The organism is Gilvimarinus algae (genome assembly GCF_030518215.1).
GTDB lineage: Bacteria > Pseudomonadota > Gammaproteobacteria > Pseudomonadales > Cellvibrionaceae > Gilvimarinus > Gilvimarinus algae.
Map to the genome: position 1 here is coordinate 260,350 of NZ_JAULRT010000032.1, position 22,275 is coordinate 282,624.

The 22,275-nt window shown below is 55.2% G+C and carries 16 protein-coding genes; 13 read left to right on the top strand and 3 right to left on the bottom strand.

The genetic code is table 11. From position 1 onward, the window contains the following. Positions 1-8: 8 nt before the first annotated feature. From QWI16_RS02550 to QWI16_RS02565, 4 genes are all read left to right on the top strand, one after another. Positions 9-2,120: a type IV pilus secretin PilQ gene (locus QWI16_RS02550; RefSeq protein WP_302711160.1), complete on the top strand. Its 2,112-nt coding sequence runs from the start codon at positions 9-11 to the stop codon at positions 2,118-2,120. A gap of 4 nt (positions 2,121-2,124) precedes the next feature. Next, entirely contained in the window at positions 2,125-2,631 is a 507-nt protein-coding gene (gene aroK / locus QWI16_RS02555) for a shikimate kinase AroK (RefSeq protein WP_302711161.1), read from the top strand. A gap of 68 nt (positions 2,632-2,699) precedes the next feature. Then, the gene (gene aroB, locus QWI16_RS02560; RefSeq protein ID WP_302711162.1) at positions 2,700-3,788 is read left to right on the top strand and encodes a 3-dehydroquinate synthase; all 1,089 of its coding nucleotides are present in this window, start codon (positions 2,700-2,702) and stop codon (positions 3,786-3,788) included. Between the two features lie 17 nt (positions 3,789-3,805). Further along, the gene (locus tag QWI16_RS02565) at positions 3,806-5,206 is read left to right on the top strand and encodes an AAA family ATPase (protein ID WP_302711163.1); all 1,401 of its coding nucleotides are present in this window, start codon (positions 3,806-3,808) and stop codon (positions 5,204-5,206) included. Positions 5,207-5,254: 48 nt separating this feature from the next. On the opposite strand, the gene QWI16_RS02570 is transcribed toward QWI16_RS02565, so the two are convergent. Beyond that, positions 5,255-7,237, bottom strand: a complete 1,983-nt coding sequence (locus QWI16_RS02570; protein WP_302711164.1) for a hypothetical protein — start codon at positions 7,235-7,237, stop codon at positions 5,255-5,257. A gap of 543 nt (positions 7,238-7,780) precedes the next feature. On the opposite strand from QWI16_RS02570, the gene gltB reads away from it, so the two are divergent. From gltB to QWI16_RS02590, 4 genes are all read left to right on the top strand, one after another. Beyond that, the gene (gene gltB / locus QWI16_RS02575) at positions 7,781-12,235 is read left to right on the top strand and encodes a glutamate synthase large subunit (protein ID WP_302711165.1); all 4,455 of its coding nucleotides are present in this window, start codon (positions 7,781-7,783) and stop codon (positions 12,233-12,235) included. A 33-nt stretch (positions 12,236-12,268) separates the two neighbouring features. Next, a complete protein-coding gene (locus QWI16_RS02580) occupies positions 12,269-13,687 on the top strand; it encodes a glutamate synthase small subunit GltD family protein (protein ID WP_302711166.1) in 1,419 nt (472 codons plus the stop codon). 64 nt (positions 13,688-13,751) lie between these two features. After that, entirely contained in the window at positions 13,752-14,816 is a 1,065-nt protein-coding gene (hemE, locus tag QWI16_RS02585) for a uroporphyrinogen decarboxylase (protein WP_302711167.1), read from the top strand. A gap of 124 nt (positions 14,817-14,940) precedes the next feature. Beyond that, complete coding sequence (locus QWI16_RS02590) at positions 14,941-16,320, top strand: cyclic di-GMP phosphodiesterase (protein ID WP_302711168.1); 1,380 nt, start codon at positions 14,941-14,943, stop codon at positions 16,318-16,320. On the opposite strand, the gene asd is transcribed toward QWI16_RS02590, so the two are convergent. Continuing rightward, entirely contained in the window at positions 16,317-17,186 is an 870-nt protein-coding gene (asd, locus tag QWI16_RS02595; RefSeq protein WP_302711169.1) for an archaetidylserine decarboxylase, read from the bottom strand. The genes QWI16_RS02590 and asd overlap by 4 nt on opposite strands. Before the next feature lie 104 nt (positions 17,187-17,290). On the opposite strand from asd, the gene QWI16_RS02600 reads away from it, so the two are divergent. The 3 genes from QWI16_RS02600 to QWI16_RS02610 are packed head-to-tail and all read left to right on the top strand — an operon-like array spanning position 17,291 to position 19,005. Then, the gene (locus tag QWI16_RS02600) at positions 17,291-17,938 is read left to right on the top strand and encodes an MBL fold metallo-hydrolase (protein ID WP_302711170.1); all 648 of its coding nucleotides are present in this window, start codon (positions 17,291-17,293) and stop codon (positions 17,936-17,938) included. Further along, a complete protein-coding gene (locus QWI16_RS02605) occupies positions 17,931-18,632 on the top strand; it encodes a M48 family metallopeptidase (protein WP_302711171.1) in 702 nt (233 codons plus the stop codon). The genes QWI16_RS02600 and QWI16_RS02605 overlap by 8 nt, the downstream gene beginning before the upstream one ends. A 10-nt stretch (positions 18,633-18,642) precedes the next feature. Beyond that, entirely contained in the window at positions 18,643-19,005 is a 363-nt protein-coding gene (locus QWI16_RS02610) for a DUF2750 domain-containing protein (RefSeq protein WP_302711172.1), read from the top strand. Here the strand turns inward: QWI16_RS02610 and QWI16_RS02615 are convergent. Beyond that, entirely contained in the window at positions 19,002-19,337 is a 336-nt protein-coding gene (locus QWI16_RS02615) for a hypothetical protein (protein ID WP_302711173.1), read from the bottom strand. The two genes, QWI16_RS02610 and QWI16_RS02615, sit on opposite strands and share 4 nt — an antisense overlap. Positions 19,338-19,505: 168 nt before the next feature. Between QWI16_RS02615 and QWI16_RS02620 the strand changes: the two genes are divergently transcribed. Together QWI16_RS02620 and parC are read left to right on the top strand one after the other, a co-directional pair. After that, positions 19,506-20,000: an LEA/WHy family protein gene (locus QWI16_RS02620; RefSeq protein WP_302711174.1), complete on the top strand. Its 495-nt coding sequence runs from the start codon at positions 19,506-19,508 to the stop codon at positions 19,998-20,000. A gap of 11 nt (positions 20,001-20,011) precedes the next feature. Continuing rightward, positions 20,012-22,270, top strand: a complete 2,259-nt coding sequence (parC, locus tag QWI16_RS02625; RefSeq protein WP_302711175.1) for a DNA topoisomerase IV subunit A — start codon at positions 20,012-20,014, stop codon at positions 22,268-22,270. Positions 22,271-22,275: the final 5 nt, after the last annotated feature.

A 22,275-nucleotide genomic window follows, 5' to 3' on the forward strand; every position in this document is an offset into this window, starting at 1 on the left:
GGTTTAATATGAGAAAAACACTCGTGTTGCTAGTGGCGTCCCTATTGTCTCCGCTGGTCGGTGCCGCAACGCTCGATGACATTCGGTTCGCAGAGCTGCCTAATCAGCGGTTCGAGGTTAGGTTGACTTTTAACGAAGCTCCGCCTGAGCCGCAGGGGTATACGATTGAGACCCCGGCTCGAATCGTATTGGATTTTCCTGACGTCGTCAGCGAGCTGAAAGAGCGGAGATACCCTTTAGCATTCGATAATGGCAAGAGTGCCTTGGTACTTACCTCGGGTGATAGAACTAGGCTTATTCTAAATTTGGAGAATCTCTCGACTTATCAGGCCTCGGTTGATGGGAATTCTTACGTGGTGGAGGTGGGCGCGAGTCAGCCTGGTGCTGCCGCAACACCCTCAAGGACTTCAGTGACATCTAATGCAGTTCAGACTCGTCAAGCAAGCTCTGGACAGCAAGAAGTGGCCGCTATTGATTTTCGGCGCGGAGACCAAGGAGAGGGGCGTATTATTGTAGACCTTTCTTCAAACGCGATCAGTGCACAGATGCGAGATACGGCTAGTGGCCTAAGGGTGCGCTTCTCTGATACCTTTATTCCTCAAGCTTTGCGTCGCCGCCTAGACGTAATGGATTTTGCGACACCCGTCAGTATTATTTCTGCAGACAGTGATGATGGTGATGTAGTCCTCGATGTCAGTGCCGAGGGGGATTACGACTATTTGGCGTATCAGACAGATAACCGCTATGTAATTAGTGTTAAGCCTTTGACTCCGGCCGAAAAAGCCGAACAGGAAAGACTTTTTGAATATACTGGTTCTCGGTTGTCGTTCAACTTCCAAGACATTGAAGTCCGAGCGGTGTTGCAGATTATTGCAGATTTTACTGAGCTAAACTTAGTTGCATCCGATACGGTGCAAGGTCGCATAACTCTGCGTTTGGATAATGTGCCATGGGATCAGGCGCTTGATATGGTTTTGAAAACCAAGGGCCTTGATAAGCGTCAAGTAGGGAATGTATTAATGGTGGCTCCAGCTGCCGAAATCGCTGAGCGTGAACGACAAGAGCTTTCCACTAAGCGACAGCTTGAGGAGCTTGCGCCTCTTCGCACCGAGTATATCCGTATAAGCTATGCCAATGCTCAGGAGGTGTTTGAGATCGCGATGGGAGGCGAGAGCGGTAGCCGGCAGTCGAATAACCAAGGTGCGAACTACACCCTGCTTTCGGAGCGTGGGCACGCCGTAGTGGATGAGCGTACTAATTCAATTATCGTTACCGATACGGTGGATCGCGTAGAGGCGTTTAAGCGCTTGCTTCAGGAGATTGATGTTCCTATTAAGCAGGTTATGATTGAGGCGCGGCTGGTGATTGCCAACAAGGATTTTCGTGAGGAGTTGGGCGTTCGCTGGGGTGGTGTTGGAGCTAGTTTGGGCGACAACGCATTGCTAGAGATTGGCGGTTCGGTAGATGGTTTGGACTCAGATCCGGGTACGCCTTTTGATTTCATCTACGGCGGGGGCTCTATGGAGCTCAATGAGAACATGATGGTAGATCTCGGCGTGCAGAACCCGGTTGGAAGTATAGCCTTTGGCCTTTTGACCGATAATGCTTTTCTGGATCTTGAGCTTTCGGCAATGGAATATAATGGCTATGCTGAAATTGTCTCCCAGCCTAAAGTAATTACTGGTGACAAGCAGCAGGCCAAAATCTCAACGGGTAGTGAGATTCCATACCAAGAAGCATCAGCGAGCGGTGCGACAGCTGCGTCTTTCAAGGAGGTCGTGCTAGAGCTTGATGTGACGCCACAAATCACTCCAGATAACAACATAATTATGGATCTGATTATCAAGAAAGATTTGCTCGCCGAGTTCAATCAGGAGTTTGGTGTGCCAATCATCGATGTGACGCGCGTCAGTACAAAAGTTTTAGTCAACGATGGTCAAACCATCGTCCTTGGTGGCATTTTTGAAATGGAACAGTTGACCGGGGTTGATAAGGTCCCTTTCTTAGGTGATATCCCGTATCTTGGCAGATTGTTCCGTCGCGACGTGGTCAATCAAGAAAAAAGCGAGCTGATGGTCTTCATTACTCCGCGTATCATGTCTGATGAGCTGACTCAATAGACAGATGATTGACAAACACGTGTTTCTTGTCGGCCCTATGGGGGTCGGCAAGTCTACCATCGGCCGACTGTTGGCCGGCGAGCTGGGTTTGGCGTTCCGCGACACTGACCGTATTATTGAGGAGCGCACTGGCGCAGACATTCCCTGGATTTTTGACATGGAGGGTGAGTCGGGCTTTCGCCTGCGTGAAACTCAAGTCCTGGAAGATGTTTGCCGGGAGGCGCCGGCCATTATTGCCACAGGTGGCGGCATTGTCACTCAGCCGCGTAACCGCGAGCTAATGACAGATTTTGGTGTTGTTTGCTATCTGCAAGCTTCCGTGGATCAGCTTGTGGAAAGAACGGCTCGTGACCGGAAGCGCCCGCTGCTTCAGGTCGATAAGCCTCGCGATAAAATCGTAGAGATTCTCGCCGAAAGAGAGCCTCTGTACCGCTCAGTCGCCGACATAGTCGTGAACACAGACCGCCATGGCCCTAAAGCGGCTATCCAGGAAATACTTTCTCACCTTTAGTGCCGACCCTTTCGCTCGTCCTATATAAGCTGTGGTAAAGTAGTCAATTTGGCGAATTGATTCTTACCATGAAAACCGTGAATGTCGATCTGGGGGACAGAAGTTACCCCATTCATATTGGTGCAAACCTTATTCGGCGTCCTGAATTGCTGGCCGGATTTGTGCCAGGTAAGCAAGTCTGTGTTGTTACCAATGAGACGGTTCAACCCCTGTATTTGGATAGTTGTGTTCGCAGCCTGCAGGCGGCGGAACTTGAAGTAATATCCATTATTTTGCCTGATGGGGAGGCCTATAAAAACCTCGAAACACTGAACTTGATCTTTGATGGTCTGCTCAACGCTCGGTTTAATCGAAGCTGTACTCTGGTAGCGCTTGGTGGCGGGGTAGTTGGCGATATGACCGGATTCGCTGCGGCGAGTTATCAGCGAGGTGTTCACTTTATTCAGTTGCCGACAACACTGTTATCAATGGTGGATTCCTCCGTCGGTGGCAAAACGGGCGTAAATCATGCGCTCGGTAAAAATATGATTGGCGCATTTTATCAACCTAGGGCGGTGATTGCGGATATCGGCGTTTTATCAACTCTTCCTAGTCGCGAGCTATCCGCGGGTGTTGCTGAGGTCATCAAGTACGGGCTGATTTGCGATAGGGAGTTCTTCGAGTGGCTTGAATCCAATATGGAGCGGGTGATGGCTGGAGATGTGGCGGCCCTGGCGTACTGCGTCGAACGCTCCTGTGCAGACAAGTCTCGTGTCGTTGCCCAAGATGAGCGCGAGGGGGGTGTGAGGGCCATACTCAATCTCGGTCACACATTCGGCCATGCTATTGAAACAGCCCAAGGCTACGGGAATTGGCTGCACGGCGAGGCGGTAGGCGTAGGGATGTTGATGGCTGTGGACTTGTCGTGCCGAATGGGGTTGGTTCCACATAGTCTGTTAGAGCGCACTAAATTTCTTGTGGAAAAGGCTAGATTACCACATGAGTCACCAGCCGGAATGACGAACGAAAGCTTTATTTCTCTAATGGCTGTGGACAAAAAAGTACTGAATGGGCAGCTTCGTCTGGTGTTGTTGCGGTCTCTTGGCGAGGCCTTTGTGACTTCCGATGTTGATCCTCATCTCCTTAATCAAACTCTGGACGCCTTTCGGTCCGGGTAGTCCTCGCCGGAGTGGGTGTGAGTATTTCCAACTATATAGACAGTTTAGGATTATCTTCTGACCCCTTTAAGGCTAAAAGCAATTCTCTTTGGTCCGGGTTAGAGGAATTCGCACATCGTATTCAGCATACAGTTGAGTTCTCTGCTCATTTTGTTGTGATTTATGGTGGGCGTGGAACGGGTAAGTCTGAGCTCGCCCTTTATCTCTACCGCCGACTCGCGGATTCGAATTCCCCACTACTGTATAGCGCTAGGGCCGACGGTACCTTTTTAGGTGTGCTGTCTTCCTTTCATGACCATTTGGCGTTGCCCGCGTTGCCTAGTCAAAATACAGATGGGTTGAGTTTGCAAGTCGAGGAGTCGCTTAAATTGTCATCATCTGAAACGGTCGTTGTTTTGGTTGATGACGCGAATTTCTTGAGTTGTGAGAGTATTTATTTCTTGGCCTCTCTTGCTTGTAGGGGGAATATTGGACTGATTCTGTTTTCTGAAGCCAATTTAAATGACTTATGCCCGGCGTCTCTTTTTTCCTCCGCTGAAGTATTTGAACTCCCTGAGCCAGCCCTGGAGGATATTATTGAAGCTCTACATTGTCGACTCCGCGGTGTTGGTTACTCTGGACAAGGAATTTTGGGGGATGCCGAAGCGGAGCAATTATGGCGAGCGAGTGATGGCAGTATTCAAAAATTTTTAGAAAATGCAGAGAAATGGCTTCAGGCTAAGTATGTTGAGAGCCCCGAGAGGAGTTTGCCACTTAAAGTAAACAGCCACGGATTGCCCGTTATTCACATTATAGCGATTTCAGCTCTGTTGGCGACCTTGGGCGTCACCTGTTTATATTCCGGAGAGAATGCCGGCGTCCAGGAGGGCGGCGATTTATCTGTGCAGCCTAAGGAGCCCTCTCACGAGTCCTCAGTCTCTGTAGAGATTTTGGCATCCTCTTCTCAAGCGCCTGCGAGTTCTAGTTTGGCGGTAACGAGCCCTGCCCATTCAGATGTTGGAAGTGGGGAGGCGTCTTCGTTTGCCTCTAGCAGCTTGGGGATTCACACGCAAGATGTGGTTCCTGAGGTTGAGCTCGAAGCGCAAGCCGCCGCGGTTCGGCCCAAGGCTTCAGTTTGGACCGAAGACGAGCTTGAAGTGATGTCTTGGCCGCCTGATGAATACACGATACAAGTTTTAGGCGTTGCCAGCTATGAGTCGGCTGATCGCTTTATTCTCGCACAAAGTAATGCAAGCCTCTTAAAGCTTGTTCGAAGTAAGCGGCAGGGGAAGCAATGGTTTATTGTTCTTGCTGGTCGCTACCAGTCCTTAGCTGAGGCGAGAAATAGACTCGGGTCCTTACCTCAATCGCAGGCTAAAGCTGGCGCTTGGCCTAGAACAGTATCGGAAGTGCAGGAATTAATTAGTGCATACCCTTAAAAAAGCCCGGCTATAAGCCGGGCTTTTTGTTTTTTAGGATAGCTCTTGTTATTCCGTAGGGAATCCTTGAGCTTCAATTGGAATCAGGAATGTCCAGGTATTCCCGCCAATGGTGACGTCTATGCCTGCCGCACCGCTAGGCGGCTCCTCGCCAGCAGTAATAAAGAGGGTCACATACCCGTACTCCTGAGATGAGGGCCAGACGCCGTCGGGGGAAACCACAACATCAGCATTATTGGCGACCTCGTCGTAAGCGGTAGTTTCTGAGCCGGCGGGAATGCCGTTGCCGTTGCAGTCTGCCAATAGCATCCGCACAGACTTCACCTGATTGGGCCCCAGCACTACCGGTGTTGTGGGCTGGCCTGGTAGGCGGCCATCAGAAGTGCGAAGAGGTCTGCTACAGGACATCACGAGGGTCATGTCTGCTCGCACGAGGACTGGATCTCGGCTACACAAACCAGCATCTGCATCCGCTGGTCTACATAAAACGCCGTTGTAAAGACCGTTACCACTTGAGTACTGAGTCTCAGTTTCTCCATCTATCGTGGCTATTTCTTCGTTAGAGTCGTAAGCACCATTAAAATTTCTATCGAGATAGGGCGAGCCAAGGTCGTCGCACCCGAAGGCGTTTGAGATGCCGCCAGAAGTTTGGTGCGAGGCTGAGCCTGATACTGGCTGGCTGGCCAGGCAGTTGATTGCCCTGGCAGCAGCATTGCCCTCCGTGCTGTCCGCGGTATAGAAAACGTCTTCATTTAGGTCGAATAGGCCGTTGCCGTTGGTATCAATAAAAGACTCGTTGCCTAATGTTGTGGCGATTATCTTCAGCCGGCCGTCCCGACACTCTGCCACCCCTGGGGGGCATTCTAAAGTTAGAGAGCTTTCGTTGATGCTAAAGTTCACGTCTGAATACTGGCGAGGCTCTTGACTGGTCCAGTTCACGCTACACGACCCACTGCTGCGTTCAGGATTGTCGTCGTCGGGCGTGATGAGGCAGTCTCCGTCAATCGCTGCACCGCTTGCGGTAAAATAAATGGGAGTGCCAATTGGTGCCGGATTGTTAAATGCATCTGCTGCGCGAACCGTGATGGTGGATTCCACGCCATCTGTATTCCAGCTGGGCGGGGCTACGTCGCTGGCAGCAATGCTAAAGCTGTTTTGGTCCGGTAAGCCGCTGGATAAAACGAGGCCTATCGATTGCGTGGTAATTCCGCCGTCTGTTGTTGCAATAACCTGCACTGGCCCGGGAACCGTTCCGGCTTGCACGGTGGTATAAACGTAGCCATCAACGCCGGAAGTGCCGCTGCTACTAACCAGTTGAAGACCTCCGCTGGTGCGGCTTAACGCAAAGTTGACGTCAACATCTTTGACGGGAGCGCCTGTGCTACCCAGCACCCTGAAGCGCAGGGTGGAGGTTTCGATGCCGCCAGAGCCTTTGAGGGTAATGAGGCTTGGGCTGGCGTCTATGAAGCGTAGGCTGGTAACCGTATCGGCTGCAACATCAATGGTTGTCTCTGCGCTTATTACAGAGCCGCCGTAGGTTGTAGTCGCCTTTATTGTGTCTGACCCGATACAGCCGTTAGCGGTATAGCGGATCGTGGCTTGGCCATTTGAGGTCTGGACGACATCGGTAGGACAGCCATCTTCACAAGTTCCACCCGTTTGAGGCGAAAGTAACGCTTCCCCCGCGGCGATGCATGGAGAGCTGAAAGTAACAGCCACGCTGTCGGTGATGAGGCTGCCATTATTGACTACATTGACGCTCAGCAGCGTATTTCCGCCGGCAGAAAGAGTGTTGTCGCCAATACCCTTGCCTATTTCTCCGGGCACGAAATTATCTCCAGAGCCTCTGCCGATTTGGGCGAGCTCGTTTCCGGCGCTACTGCTGCTGCCATTGCCATTGCCTCCGCCGCCCCCGTTTAGGTTGTCCAGGGCGCTACCACTGCTACCGCCGCCACAGGCGACAAGACCAGTACAAAGGGCAATGAGAGCCGCGCATTTTGAAGCTTGAGACCCGAGTGTTGTTATCCGCATGTCTAAGTCCTGATTTATCGGAATTGTCTTTGTTATTGCCTTAAAGGGGCGGCCGGTTAAAGTAGCTTTCCGATCGTGACGCGCCCTAGACAAATATTGTGCTCCGGGGCCTGATGAGCCCAAAACACCGCTCCTGCTGCCTAAATTAGCGTAATTTTCAAGCGGGATAAAGGCCTAGACGGCTGAAAATGAGGAATAGTGGCACATTTTTACAATTTCTTTTAATTTCAGGCTCTTGTTGTAGGGTGTTACTGTAGTTTCTTAATATAAATGCGCCACATAAGTGGGTGGTTGTTGCAATTATAACCACTAGGCAATACCCTGATTATAAGTCTAATCACCCTGTCGCACATCGAATAATCCGCCGGTTTGTGCCGGCCTGCTGAGCCCGCTTCCGCTTGCCTAAAGAGGCTCCAGCGGGTAATATTCTGCGCCCATTTGTATAGCCCCTCTTGTTCAGGGGCTTTTTTGTCTGGCGCACCGAGCGGGCACGACTGGCTTGCCGGTGCGAGAGTGAATCAGGTACTAATTGAGAGACTGCGTATGACCACTGGTCTGTACAGGTTGGACGAGTTTAAAGACAACTGTGGCTTCGGTCTTATTGCCCATTTGAAAGGCAAGACCAGCCACCGTCTGCTCGAGACCGCTATCGAATCATTGACGTGTATGACGCACCGCGGTGGTATTGCTGCGGACGGCAAAACGGGTGACGGTTGCGGTCTGTTGCTGCAAAAACCTGACAGCTTCTTGCGTGCCGTTGCAGCCGAAGCAGGCTGCCAGCCGCTGGGAGACATCTATGGCGTTGGCGCCGTGATGTTGAGCCGTAGCGTCGAAAAAGCCGACCAGGCCCGCAGTGTGCTGGAGCGCTCGCTCACCGATGAGGGCCTAAGCGTCGCAGGCTGGCGCGAGGTGCCGGTGGATTCCAGTTGCCTGGGGCCGATTGCTCTCGAGTCCTTGCCGCTGTTCAATCACGTATTCGTCAATGCCGACTCGGCGCTGTCTAACGCTGAGGTCAGTGCCAAGCTGATGATGGCTCGTCGTCGCGCTGAGCTGGCTCTGAAAGATGATCCTTCTTTTTATATCGCCAGTCTTAGCACCAGCGTCCTCTCCTATAAAGGCCTGATGATGCCGGTGGACTTGCCCAAGTTTTTCGCCGATTTGGCGGATGAGAGGCTTGAAACTGCGATTTGCGTGTTTCACCAGCGCTTTTCCACCAACACCATGCCGCAGTGGCCTTTGGCACAGCCTTTCCGCATGCTGGCGCACAACGGTGAAATTAACACCGTAATGGGAAATCGCAATTGGTCAGTAGCGCGCACCGCCAAATTCTCAACGCCCTTGTTGCCGGATATCGCCGAGGTGGCGCCGCTGGTCAACCGGACCGGCTCTGATTCATCCAGCCTGGATAATATGCTGGAAGTGCTGCTTATCGGTGGTATGGAGCTGCACCGCGCCGTGCGCATGCTGGTGCCACCGGCTTGGCAAAATGTCGAGCACATGGATTCCGATCTGCGCGCCTTTTACGAGTATAACTCCATGCACGTGGAGCCTTGGGATGGCCCGGCAGGCCTCGTGATCACCGATGGTCGCTACGCGGTCTGCACGCTCGATCGCAACGGCCTGCGCCCGTCTCGTTGGGTAATTACCAAGGATGACTTGATCACCGTCGCCTCTGAAGTGGGCGTTTACGGTTACAAGCCTGAAGATGTTGTCGCCAAGGGGCGGCTCGGTCCCGGCCAGATACTGTCGGTCGATACCGAGACAGGACAGCTGTTTCACACTGAAGACATTGACCAGATGCTGAAGCAGGGCAAGCCCTACAAGCAGTGGCTGAAAGACAATGCCGTGCGCATTGAGTCCACCCTGGAGTCGGACGTCGCTGAGAACGGGCTGTCGCCAGAAGACATGAAAGCCTACATGAAACAGTACCAGGTCACCTTTGAAGAGCGTGATCAGGTGCTGCGCCCGCTGGCTGAAGGTGGCCAGGAAGCCGTTGGCTCTATGGGTGATGATACCCCTATGGCGGTGCTCTCTGGCAAGCAGCGTTCTTTGTACGACTTTTTCCGGCAGCAGTTTGCTCAGGTAACCAATCCACCTATTGATCCGCTGCGTGAAGCCATTGTGATGTCTCTGGAAACCTGCATTGGTCGCGAGCTTTCCGTTTATGAAGAAACCGAAGAGCACGCCAACCGGGTCATCCTGACTTCGCCGGTTTTGTCGCCGGCCAAATTCCGGGCTTTGAAAAACCTCGGGCGCGACGATTATCGTGCGCAGACGTTCTCTTTGTCCTACGACCCCGAAAAAACCGGATTGCAACAGGCCATTCTCGATTTGCGCGAGCAGGTTGCCGAGGCGGTTAAATCCGGCGTGGTTCTGGTTATTCTGAGTGATATGGGCTTGAAAAGAGGGCTTTTGCCCATTCATGCCCTGTTGGCCACAGGTGCCGTGCACCATTACCTGACAAATCGCGGCCTGCGCTGCGATGCCAACATTGTTGTCGAAACGGGCACGGCGCGCGACTCGCACCAAGTGGCGGCCTTGATCGGTTACGGTGCCACGGCGGTCTACCCCTATCTGAGCTACTACGTCATGAACGATTTGCTCAACAAGGGCGAGCTGCTCACAGATGTGGATCACGCCTACAAAAATTACCGCAAGGGCCTCGATAAAGGCCTGCTGAAAATTCTATCAAAAATGGGTATTTCCACCATCACCTCCTACCGCGGTGCTCAGCTGTTCGAGGCTGTGGGTCTTGCTGAAGAAGTGGTGGATATGTGTTTTGCCGGTACTACCTCGCGTATTAAAGGTGCCCGCTTTGAAGACCTTGAGGCTGATCAAAGAGCTTTGGCCAAAACCGCCTGGCTGGATCGAAAGCCCATTGTTCAGGGCGGCCTGCTCAAATACGTGCACGGACAGGAATACCATGCTTTTAACCCAGATGTGGTTCAGGCATTGCAAAACGCGGTGCAAACGGGCGACTGGAAGCTCTGGCAAAAATATTCAGACTTGGTGAACACCCGCCCGGTGGCAACCCTGCGCGACCTGATTAAAGTGCGCGGCGGTGCGGGCAAGCCTGTTCCACTTGAAGAAGTCGAGCCCGTCGAAAGTGTGATTCAGCGCTTTGACTCTGCAGGTATGTCTTTGGGGGCTCTATCTCCCGAGGCTCACGAGGCCCTGGCCGAAGCCATGAACAGCCTAGGCGGGCGTTCCAACAGTGGTGAAGGCGGTGAAGACCCGGTGCGCTACGGCACCAACAAAGTTTCCAAAATCAAGCAGATTGCCTCAGGGCGTTTCGGGGTTACGCCGCACTACTTGGTGAATGCCGAAGTCCTGCAAATTAAAGTGGCGCAAGGGGCAAAGCCCGGTGAGGGTGGTCAGTTGCCCGGCGGCAAAGTCAATGAGTTGATCGCGCGCTTGCGTTACTCGGTGCCGGGTGTCACCTTGATTTCTCCGCCGCCGCACCACGACATTTATTCTATTGAGGATCTGGCGCAACTGATTTACGACCTTAAGCAGGTCAACCCGGATGCGCTGGTGTCGGTCAAGCTGGTATCCAGGCCCGGTGTCGGTACCATCGCCGCCGGTGTGGCCAAGGCTTACGCCGATTTGATCACCATCTCCGGCTACGACGGCGGTACGGCTGCGAGCCCGCTGACCTCCATCCGCTATGCTGGCTCTCCTTGGGAACTGGGTCTGTCGGAGACACATCAGACGCTGCGAGCCAACGATCTTCGTGACAAAGTGCGCGTGCAAACTGATGGTGGCCTCAAGACTGGCCTGGATGTTATTAAAGCGGCCATGCTCGGCGCTGAAAGTTTTGGTTTCGGCACCGCGCCCATGGTGGCCTTGGGCTGCAAATATCTTCGTATTTGTCACCTGAACAACTGTGCGACTGGCGTTGCCACGCAAAACGACAAGCTGCGCCGCGATCACTACATCGGCACCGTAGAAATGGCGAAGAATTTCTTCCGCTTTGTCGCGGAGGAAGCCCGCTTGCTGATGGCCGATCTTGGCGTGCGCTCGCTGGCCGAGCTGGTGGGGCGTGTTGACTTGCTGGAGCTGGCCGAAGGTGTAACCACCAAGCAGAAGCAGCTAGACTTGAGCCCGGTGGTGCACACCGATGCCTTCCTCGCGACCAAGCCACAGCTGTGTGCCGTTAAGCGCAACGAGCCCTTTGATAAAGGTGAGCTTGCTGAGGCCATGGTGCGCGAAGTGCTGCCAGCTATTGAGGTCAAGTCCGGCGGCGAGTTCCGTTTTCATATCACCAACTGCGATCGCTCAATTGGGGCGCGCATCAGTGGTGAGATCGCCAAGCGTCATGGTAACCAGGGCATGGCCGATAAGCCTATCCGCCTGAATCTTACCGGTATTGCCGGGCAGAGCTTTGGTGTTTGGAACGCCGGCGGCCTGGATATGTACCTTGAAGGAGATGCCAATGACTACGTGGGCAAAGGCATGGCCGGCGGGAAAATTGTCATCCGCCCGCCCAAGGGGTCAAGCTTTGATTCTAACCGCACCAGTATCATGGGCAACACCTGCCTCTACGGTGCGACCGGAGGTAAGCTGTTTGCGGCCGGTACCGCGGGTGAGCGCTGTGGTGTGCGCAACTCGGGCGCCCATGTGGTTGTCGAAGGCGCCGGTGACCATTGCTGTGAATACATGACTGGCGGTGTGGTGACGGTGCTGGGTGATACCGGCGTGAACTTCGGTGCGGGTATGACCGGCGGCTTCGCCTATGTGCTCGATGAGAGCAACCGCTTTGTGGATCGCTACAATCACGAGCTGGTGGAGATTCACCGGGTCGACACTGAATCGCTCGAAGCGCATCGCAATCATTTGCGGGGCATTGTCGAAGAGTTTGTTCGCGAAACAGAAAGTGCCTGGGGTGAACACCTGTTGGCACACTTTGATGATTACGTGGGCAAGTTCTGGTTAGTCAAACCCAAGGCAGCCAGCTTTAAAAGTCTGCTGGAAAGCTTTAAAACTCGCGGCGAATAACCCCTTGGGTTTAACAGTTTAGAGGCATTGATTATGGCCGATCGTTTACACAACAACTTCCAGTTTATTGATGTAGGGCGTCAGGACCCGAACAAGAAGGACATCCAGACGCGCAAAGAGCAGTTCGTAGAAATTTACGAGCCCTACAGCAAAGAGGAAGTGGCCGGCCAGGCACATCGCTGCCTGGAGTGCGGCAACCCCTATTGTGAGTGGAAGTGCCCGGTACACAACTTTATTCCCAATTGGCTGAAGCTGATTTCCGAGGGCAATATCTTCGAGGCGGCGGAGTTAAGCCACCAGACCAACACCCTGCCCGAGGTGTGTGGGCGCGTCTGCCCGCAGGATCGTTTGTGTGAGGGAGCCTGTACACTGAACGACGGTTTTGGTGCGGTTACCATCGGTAACGCCGAGAAGTACATCACCGATACCGCATTTGCCATGGGCTGGCGCCCGGATATGTCCAAGGTTCAGTGGACCGATAAGAAAGTCGCCATTATTGGTGCCGGCCCGGCGGGCCTGGGCTGCGCCGATGTGCTGGTGCGCAGTGGCGTAAAGCCCGTGGTGTTTGATCGCTACCCCGAAATCGGTGGCCTGCTGACCTTTGGTATTCCCGAGTTTAAGCTGGAAAAATCTGTGATGAGCCGCCGCCGTGAAATTTTCACGGAAATGGGTATTGAGTTCCGGTTGAGTACTGAGGTAGGAAAAGACATTTCCATGGATGAGTTGATGTCCTCTTATGATGCCGTCTTTATGGGCATGGGGACTTACACCTACATGAAAGGTGGCTTCCCGGGTGAAGACCTTCCTGGCGTATTCGATGCTCTGCCGTTTTTGGTCTCGAACGTAAATCGCAACTTGGGCTTTGAAAAAAGTCCGGAAGAGTTCATCAGCGTCAAGGGCAAACGTGTGGTTGTGCTCGGCGGTGGCGATACGGCCATGGACTGTAATCGTACTTCAATTCGTCAGGGGGCAGAGAGTGTTACCTGCGCCTACCGCCGCGATGAAGAGAACATGCCTGGCTCCAAGCGCGAAGTGGCCAACGCTCGCGAAGAGGGCGTCGAGTTTCTCTTTAATCGCCAGCCGGTCGCGATTGTTGGCGAAGACAAAGTCGAAGGGGTTAAGGTGGTCACCACGCAATTGGGTGAGCCCGATGAAAATGGCCGCCGCCGTCCTGAGCCTGTGGCTGGTAGTGAAGAAATCTTGCCGGCTGATGTGGTATTGATCGCCTTCGGCTTTCGCCCTAACCCGCCCGAGTGGCTCGCCAATCATCAGGTGGGCACCAATGATTGGGGCGGTGTTATCGCGCCGGAGGAGCAGGAGTTTAAGTTCCAGACCAGCAACCCTAAAGTGTTTGCCGGTGGTGATATGGTGCGTGGCTCGGATCTGGTGGTTACCGCCATCTGGGAGGGGCGCCAGGCCGCAGAAGGTATCCTCGATTACCTCGAAGTCTAATGATAAGCCGGTCGCAAGACCGGCTTTTTTCTGGACACCAACGCACGACCGACAGACCAATACTATGACCGAATTAAAAAACGATCGCTTTTTGCGGGCCCTAATGCGCGAGCCCGTGGATGTCACCCCTGTCTGGATGATGCGTCAGGCCGGGCGCTATTTGCCCGAATACCGGGCCACCCGCGAAAAAGCGGGCAACTTTATGGGGCTGTGCGGCAACCCTGAGCGCGCCTGTGAAGTTACGCTGCAGCCACTGGAGCGCTACCCGTTGGATGCAGCGATCCTGTTTTCCGATATTCTGACCATCCCGGACGCTATGGGGCTGGGCCTTTACTTTGAAACCGGCGAGGGGCCCAAGTTTAAAAAGACGGTCCGCAGCGAAGCTGACGTCCAGGCCCTCAAGGTCATTGATCCCGCCAAAGATTTACCCTATGTTCTCGATGCCGTCTCATTGATTCGCCGCGAGCTCGGCGGTCGGGTGCCGCTGATAGGTTTTTCCGGCAGCCCCTGGACCCTGGCCACCTATATGATTGAAGGCGGCTCCAGCCGCGATTTTCGCCACGCCAAGCAAATGCTGTACAACACGCCCGAGCGGATGCATCAACTGCTCGACACTTTGGCGCAATCGGTGACTCGTTATCTCAATGCCCAAATCCGCGCTGGTGCCCAGGCCGTGCAAATTTTTGATACCTGGGGCGGCGCCTTGTCTCATGCCGCCTACCAAGAGTTCTCGCTCAAGTATCTGGCGCAGATCGTCGAGGGCCTGATCCGCGAACATGAAGGGCGCCGTGTGCCGGTGATTCTGTTCACCAAAGGTGGCGGTCAGTGGCTGGAAGCCATGGCCAATACCGGAGCTGATGCACTGGGTCTGGACTGGACCACCGATATCGGCGCCGCCCGTGATCGTGTCGGCAACCAAGTGGCCCTTCAGGGGAACATGGACCCGAGCCTGCTCTATGCCCAGCCCGAACGAATTCGTCAGGAGGTGAGCAGTATCCTGGCCTCCTACGGCAAAGGCGCAGGGCATGTGTTTAATCTCGGCCACGGCATCACCCCCGAGGTGGATCCGGAGCACGCCGGTGCTTTTATTCGAGCGGTTCACGAATTATCAATTCCTTACCACGGCTGACAGGCCTGCTCTGGCACGGCAATTGATTATTGATTAAACTGCCAGAGCCTTGCAGAAGGCGCCCTGTTGCTCCTGCCGCTTTGCCCGGTCGGAACGGGGCGTTTCCACAACCAGAGGAATTGCCGTGGGCATCAAGCAAGTCAAGCTTAATGTCAATGAACTGACCATCGGAATGTTTGTCTCCGGGCTGGATCGCCCCTGGACACAGACTCCTTTTCCGCTGCAGGGCTTTTACATCCGCGATGTGGATGAAATCAAGAAGCTCAAAAGCCTCTGTCAGCATGTCTACATCGATGTGGTCAAAGGACGCGCACCGGTTGCCGCCAACCTTAAGGCGATGACCCCGGGTATGGGCGGCACCGCCGAAAAGTCCACAGCCCCAAGACAGTATGACCGCACGCCCGTTACGGTTCCCGTCAAACCCATTAAGGTGCAACGCGACCGCTACACCGAGGTCAAGCCCCTGGCCAAAGAGGTGAAAAAGGCGCGCCTGCTGCATCAGAAAGTGTACGACGCTGTCGGACAGGTATTGGGCCAGCTGGATGCCGAACGCTTTTACGATATCCCTATTTCCGAAACTCGCAAGTTGGCCAGTGATATGGTCGACAGTGTGGTGCGCAACCCCGATGCTTTTACCTGGCTGTCGAGGGTGCAGGAAGCGGATGAATACACCTACAGTCACGCTCTGCGAGCAGCTGTCTGGGCCATTTTGTTTGGGCGACATATTGGGCTCGCCAAGCGCGACCTCGATGTGCTGGCTTTAGGCGTGCTTTTGAAAGACGTGGGCAAGACGCGGCTGCCCAAAGCGCTGTTGGTCAAGACCGAGCGCACTGCGGCCGAGCAGGAAGAATACGAAACTTTTGTTGAACTCGGGGTGCAGCTGCTGCGCGATACCGAGGGTGTGGAGCCGCGGGTCATCAGTGTGGTACGCACCCACTGCGAACGGCTGAATGGCAGCGGCTTTCCGCAGCACCTAGTGGGCGACAAAATTCCATTGCTGGGCAAGATCGCCGGCATCGTGACCTTTTACGATACCGTGATAACACCGCGTAGCGCGACCGTGCCGATTGCCCCCTCACGGGCGGTGGCGCGCTTGTATGAGCTTCGCAACACCCAGTTCCAGGAAGATCTTGTGGTCGAATTCATTCGCGCGATTGGTCTCTACCCCACTGGCACCCTCGTGGAGCTAAGTACGGGGGAAGTGGCGGTTGTGGTGGAGCAGAATTTTGAGCGCCGCCTCAAGCCGAAAGTTCTGGTCGTCATTGATGCGCTTAAAGAAAAGCTCAAAAGCCCCCGCCTGCTGGATCTGGCCGAGGACGACAAGCGCAAGCAGGCATTGGTGGATTCGGGCAAGAAGCGGCTCGATGAAGTGCAGAAAATAGAAATCGCCCGCGATCTCGAGCCCGGTAGCTACGACGTCGATATTATTCAGGTTCGCGACAGCTATCTGCTGGCCAGCGAGCGCAAAGGGCTTTTGGGGTTGCTCGATCGGCTAACCAACTAGCTGTTGCTTCCCGCAATGTCACCCAGTGCCTCGCCCATGCGGGTTGCGGTGCCGGCTTCGAACGACTCGCGCCAGTTAACCTGATCCTTGGCAAACAGCACTATCGCAGTCGAGCCGAGTTTAAAGCGTCCCATTTCAGCGCCTTTGGCGAGCTTAATCTGCGGGTTTGCTTCGGCCCCGTACCGGGTGGTGGCAATGCGCCGGCGCAGCGGCGCTACCTCGCCGCTCCAAACGGTCTCAATGCCGGCAACTATCACTGCGCCCACTAACACCACAGCCATGGGGCCTGCCTCGGTATCAAATACGGTTACTACACGCTCATTGCGGGCAAACAGGCGTGGGACTTTCTGCGCCGTCACTTCATTGACCGAGAACAACTCTCCCGGAACCACCGTCATTTGGCGAAGCTGTCCGCCCAGCGGCATATGGACTCTGTGGTAGTCCTTGGGCGAGAGATAAACGGTGGCAAAGCTGCCTTCGTCAAACTCCCGTGCCAGGGCTTCATCACCGCCAAGCAGCTCGAGCGCTGAGTACATCTGGCCCTTTGCTTGAAAGATACGGCCATCGGCAATGTCGCCAATTTGGCTAATGCTGCCATCGGCCGGGCACACAATGGAGCCAGGGGCCGCATCGATCGGCCGCGCACCCGGCTTGAGGGCGCGGGTGAAAAAATCGTTAAAGTGGGCGTAGCTGTCTAACGCCTCGCGCTCGGCCTCGCTCATATCGACGCCGTAGCGCTTGGCAAACCATTGAATAAAGCGGCTTTTGACCGTTTGGTTTTCACAGTTGGCCAGTTTCCCTGCCAGGCGTGAGAGAGTGTGTTGTGGCATCAAATACTGGCTGGCAATGAACAGGGCGTCTTTCATGGGGCTCACTTTAAAACCTGTGGGAGGCTTATGCTACCAGAGAAGCAAGCTCTGCGGGTGCCGGGCTGGTAAAATGCCGCTTTCGCTCTTTTGGTGGAGGATTTGTGCTTGCCTTTCGAATGATTCCGGTGACTCACTATCAGCAAAACTGCAGCCTAATCTGGTGTGGCACAACCCGCGAGGCGGCCCTGGTGGACCCTGGGGGCGAGCCGGATAAGCTCCTCGAGGCCATCGCTGAAGTGGGCGTGCGAGTTGGCAAAATTCTGCTCACGCACGGGCATATGGATCATGTGGGCGCGGCCACGGCTATGGCACAGTCGTTGTCAGTGCCGATCATTGGGCCGCACCGGGACGACAGCTTCTGGCTTGACCGGTTAGATCAACAGGCTCAGATGATGGGTTTTGCACCGACTGAGGCGGTGCGCCCGGATCGCTGGCTTGCCGATGGCGATCAAATCAGCGTCGGCGATTGCCAGTTGGACGTGCTGCATTGCCCCGGCCATACGCCCGGGCATGTGGTATTGGTGGACCGAGCCTCGCGCCTGGCCTTTGTCGGCGATGTTCTGTTTAAAGGCTCGGTAGGGCGCTCCGATTTTCCCCTGGGTGATCACGCCGTGCTGGTGCGATCTATTGTCGGTAAGCTCTGGCCCCTGGGGGACGACATTCGCTTTGTGCCTGGGCACGGTCCCATGTCGGACTTTGCGAGCGAGCGGGCCGATAACCCCTTTGTCGCGGACAAACAGTTTGGCTAGTTGGCATCCGGAGTTCCGCTTCTCGGCGAAGCGGCGCACCATCGGCATAGAGGTGCGCGAGACACGGGTGATTGTGCGTGCCCCTAAAGGCTTTTCGCAGGCACAGCTGCAGCGGTTGGTGCGGGAAAAGGCCAGTTGGATTGATGCGAAAGTGCGGCAGCAGCAGCTACGGATCCAGAGCCGTCCGCGCTATGAGTATCGAGGCGGTGAGCGCTTTCCCTTTCTCGGCGATACACTGGTGTTGGCGGTTTCTCTGGGCGCCTCAGCCGCCTGTCAGCGGGTCGGCCAGACCCTCCAGATTCAGTTGTCCTGTCGCAGTCGCAAACCTCAGCCAGAGCAGGTGCTGGCCGGTTTGACCGGCTGGTATCGCGCGCAGGCGCTCGAATTGCTTGAAAACAAAACATACGCCCTCTGCCGACAGCTGGGGCGCCACTGCCGCACTGTGCGGGTCCGTGCGACGCGCTCAAAGTGGGGGCATTGCACAGCCCAGGGCGACATTCAGTACAACTGGCAAATAGTGCTGGCCCCGGAGTCTGTGGTGGATTATCTTGTAGCCCACGAGGTGAGCCACCTCGTGCATCGCCATCACGGCCCAGCTTTTTGGGATCAGGTCGAGAAGCTCTGTCCCGGCTATCGCCACAACCGGCAGTGGCTGAGGGAGCACGGGCACCTGTTGATTTTACCGCCGCTATGAGAGGTCCATCATGGAACCCTTAACCGATGACTTTGAAGAAAATGTTGATCGCTTTATCGTCGAGGGGATAGACACTGGCTGTGTCTGGGGGCTTGAGGGGCCAGAGGGCTGGGCCCTGTGCGACTCGGAGAAGCACGACGATACCGATGTGATGCCGCTTTGGTCATCCCGCGAGCTGGCCGCGGTGCACTGTGTCGAGGAGTGGTCGGATTATCAGCCGCTGCCCATCGCCCTGGAGGAGCTGCTCGAAGACTGGCTGCCGGGCATGCACGACGATGTAATTCTGGTGGGGGTTAACTGGAACAAAGAGCTTGAAGGCGAGGAGTGGGAGCCCCTGGATCTGCTCGCCGAATTTGAATCTGAGTTGGGTTAGCCCGCTTGTCCGGAAACGTCCTCAACGCCAAACAAATAATCGTGCAGAATATCCACCTGATTGTCACACACATAGCGCTCAAGCTGTTCCAGCTCGGTAAACGCGGGGGTAATGGCGCTGTCAGGGTCGCCGGTGTAATCGGCGCGGGTCATGACCACCACCTTGGCGGGCGGAGAGAGCTCGGACTCAGGGCTCAGCAGAAGCTGCAGTACCTTGAACTTGAAGTCCAGGCAGAAGCGCATGAGGTTTGGATAGATCGATTCCTGTCGATTATTAAAGCGAATTTCCCTGCTGCCAAGCAGTTCCTGGTTGTACAAACGGTGGTCAGGCATACATATTCTCTGGCCGGCCGCAAGGGCGGCAAAACGATGGTGTCGATTACAGCACAGGGACAAGGCTTGCCAGTGTGAACCCCGTCACAAAAAGCCGGTGTGCCGTCGCAACCGGCGTGGTGACACTACTGAAATGTCTGAGAGTTTGACGACTCGGGAGGTCGCCCAATGCTGTCAAGGTTATTCGCCGGATTATTGTCGCTGGTGCTGCTGTCTGTGCTTGGTTGCGCCAGTCTGCAGCCGGGTTTCAGCAAACCTGAGGTGACGGTTACCGGTCTGCGCCTGCTGCCGCCGCTCGACGGCGAATTTGCGCCAAGGCTTGGGGTGACGCTGAGGGTTCTCAACCCCGGTAGTGTGGATTTGTCCGCCGATGGCATGTCCTATAGCATAGCCTTGGACGGTTTCGATCTACTCACGGGCGTTCGCTCCGGCTTGCCGGTGTTTGCCGCCTACAGCGAAACGCCCTTGGAGCTGGTGCTAACGGCGGACGTGCTGCAGATGCTCAGGCTTGGGCGCGCCCTGGCCGAGCGGCCGGATTGGCGTCCGGTAGAATACGAATTCAAGGCCCGGATCGATACCGGGCGCTTCTCGCCGGCCATTGAGGTGCGTGAGCAGGGCGAGGTGAGCTTTGAAGACATGGCCGCCAGCCCGCGGCTGCAGTAACAGGAATTATCATGTCAGAACACACCACTTTTTCCGAAGCGGAAGAGTTTATTTCTCTCAAAGAGTATGCCGAAAAGGCTTACCTCGATTATTCGATGTACGTGATCCTCGATCGCGCGCTGCCCCACATTGGCGACGGATTAAAGCCCGTGCAAAGACGCATTGTCTACGCCATGAGCGAGCTGGGGCTTAAATCCACGGCCAAGTACAAGAAGTCGGCGCGCACCGTGGGTGATGTTATCGGTAAGTTTCACCCTCACGGCGACTCGGCGGCCTATGAGGCCATGGTGATCATGGCTCAGCCGTTTTCCTATCGCTATCCGCTGGTGGATGGGCAGGGCAACTGGGGCTCGCCCGACGACCCCAAATCCTTTGCCGCCATGCGTTATACCGAGTCCAAGCTGGCACGCTATGCCGAGGTGCTGTTGGAAGAGCTGGGTCAGGGCACCGTGGACTGGCAGCCTAACTTTGATGGCACTATCGACGAGCCGGAGGTGTTTCCCGCACGCGTTCCCAATGTGTTATTAAATGGCACCACGGGTATTGCGGTGGGTATGGCAACGGATATTCCGCCGCACAATTTGCGTGAGGTGGTCGATGCTTGCATCCACTTGTTGGATAACCCAAAGGCCAGTGTCGAGGAACTCTGCGAGTTTGTGCAGGGGCCGGACATGCCCACTGAGGCGGAAATTATTACGCCCCGGGAGGATTTGATTGGTCTGTATAAAACCGGTCGCGGCAGCCTGAAGATGCGCGCGATCTGGAGCCGCGAGAGCGACACTGGTGATTTGATTGTCACTGCCTTGCCGCATCAAGTCAGCGGCGCACGCGTGCTGGAGCAAATTGCCGCGCAGATGCAAAATAAAAAGCTGCCCATGGTGGCGGATCTGCGCGATGAATCCGATCACGAAAACCCCACGCGCCTGGTGATCACCCCGCGTTCCAACCGGGTGGATAGTGAGCAACTGATGCAGCATTTGTTTGCCACGACCGACTTGGAAAAGTCCTACCGAATCAATATGAACATGATCGGTATCGACGGCCGTCCGGCGGTGAAGAGCCTACAGAAAGTTCTCAGCGAATGGCTCAGCTTCCGCACGGTGACCACGCGCCGGCGCCTGCAACACCGACTGGAAAAAGTCGAGGAGCGGCTGTTGCGCCTGGCCGCCTTGATGCTGGTATACCTCAATGTCGACGAGGTGATTCGCATCATTCGCGAAGAGGAACATCCCAAGCCCGTGCTCATGGAGCGCTTCAACCTGATTGAAATGCAGGCGGAGTACATCCTTGAAACCAAGTTGCGCCAATTGGCGCGGCTTGAGGAAATGAAAATTCGGGAAGAACAGGAAAAACTTGAAAAAGAGCGCGATGACTTGCAAAAGACGCTGGCGTCGGCCACGCGTTTGAAAACCCTAATTCGCAAAGAGCTCAAGCAAGTGGCCAGCGACTTTGGTGATGATCGCCGCTCGCCCCTGGTGGTGCGCGCCGAGGCCCAGGCCTTTAGCGAAACGGAGCTTATCAGCGTCGATCCTGTCACCGTGGTCCTGTCGGAGAAAGGTTGGATTCGCGCCGCCAAGGGTCATGATATTGATCCCGCTTCACTCAATTACAAAGCTGGCGACAGTTTCAAACTCGCTGTGCCGGGAAAGTCCAATCAGTCGGTCATACTGCTTGATTCCACTGGCCGCAGCTACGCCATGGCCGCCCATAATCTGCCCTCTGCCCGCGGTCAGGGTGAGCCGGTGAGCGGTCGCCTCAATCCTCCCAATGGGGCCAGCTTTGAGGGGCTGCTGATGGGGGCTGATGATTTGCCGGTGTTGCTCGCCAGCGATGCAGGCTATGGTTTTATCGCCACCCTTGCCGATTTGTACAGCAAGAACAAAGCGGGAAAGAATGCCTTAAGCTTGCCCAAAGGGGCCAGGGTTCTGCCGCCAGCTACCGTGAGTGATGCGGCCACAGACCGAGTAGCGGCCGTGAGTAATGAGGGCCGTTTGCTGGTGTTTCCAGTGACGGAGTTGCCGCGCTTGGCGCGGGGCAAGGGCAATAAAATCATCAATATTCCGTCCGCCCGTGTGCAGGCCAGAGAAGAGTTTGCCGTGGCGATCGTTGTTTTGAGCCAAAGTCAGTCACTTACCGTGTTCTCCGGCAAACGCCACCTGACGCTCAAGCCCGCAGATCTTGAGCACTATCAGGGGGAGCGTGGCCGGCGCGGAAATAAATTGCCCAGGGGGTTTCAGAAAGTGGATCGCCTGGCGGTCGATGAAAAATAAAAAGG

What these genes read in the sequence shown, in the direction of transcription:
- QWI16_RS02615 (WP_302711173.1), bottom strand. Translation starts at nt 19,337, where the DNA reads ATGCCTGACCACCGTTTGTACAACCAGGAACTGCTTGGCAGCAGGGAA.
- QWI16_RS02610 (WP_302711172.1), top strand. Translation starts at nt 18,643, where the DNA reads ATGGAACCCTTAACCGATGACTTTGAAGAAAATGTTGATCGCTTTATC.
- aroB (WP_302711162.1), top strand. Translation starts at nt 2,700, where the DNA reads ATGAAAACCGTGAATGTCGATCTGGGGGACAGAAGTTACCCCATTCAT.
- QWI16_RS02620 (WP_302711174.1), top strand. Translation starts at nt 19,506, where the DNA reads ATGCTGTCAAGGTTATTCGCCGGATTATTGTCGCTGGTGCTGCTGTCT.
- asd (WP_302711169.1), bottom strand. Translation starts at nt 17,186, where the DNA reads ATGAAAGACGCCCTGTTCATTGCCAGCCAGTATTTGATGCCACAACAC.
- gltB (WP_302711165.1), top strand. Translation starts at nt 7,781, where the DNA reads ATGACCACTGGTCTGTACAGGTTGGACGAGTTTAAAGACAACTGTGGC.
- QWI16_RS02550 (WP_302711160.1), top strand. Translation starts at nt 9, where the DNA reads ATGAGAAAAACACTCGTGTTGCTAGTGGCGTCCCTATTGTCTCCGCTG.
- QWI16_RS02580 (WP_302711166.1), top strand. Translation starts at nt 12,269, where the DNA reads ATGGCCGATCGTTTACACAACAACTTCCAGTTTATTGATGTAGGGCGT.
- hemE (WP_302711167.1), top strand. Translation starts at nt 13,752, where the DNA reads ATGACCGAATTAAAAAACGATCGCTTTTTGCGGGCCCTAATGCGCGAG.
- aroK (WP_302711161.1), top strand. Translation starts at nt 2,125, where the DNA reads ATGATTGACAAACACGTGTTTCTTGTCGGCCCTATGGGGGTCGGCAAG.
- QWI16_RS02570 (WP_302711164.1), bottom strand. Translation starts at nt 7,237, where the DNA reads ATGCGGATAACAACACTCGGGTCTCAAGCTTCAAAATGCGCGGCTCTC.
- parC (WP_302711175.1), top strand. Translation starts at nt 20,012, where the DNA reads ATGTCAGAACACACCACTTTTTCCGAAGCGGAAGAGTTTATTTCTCTC.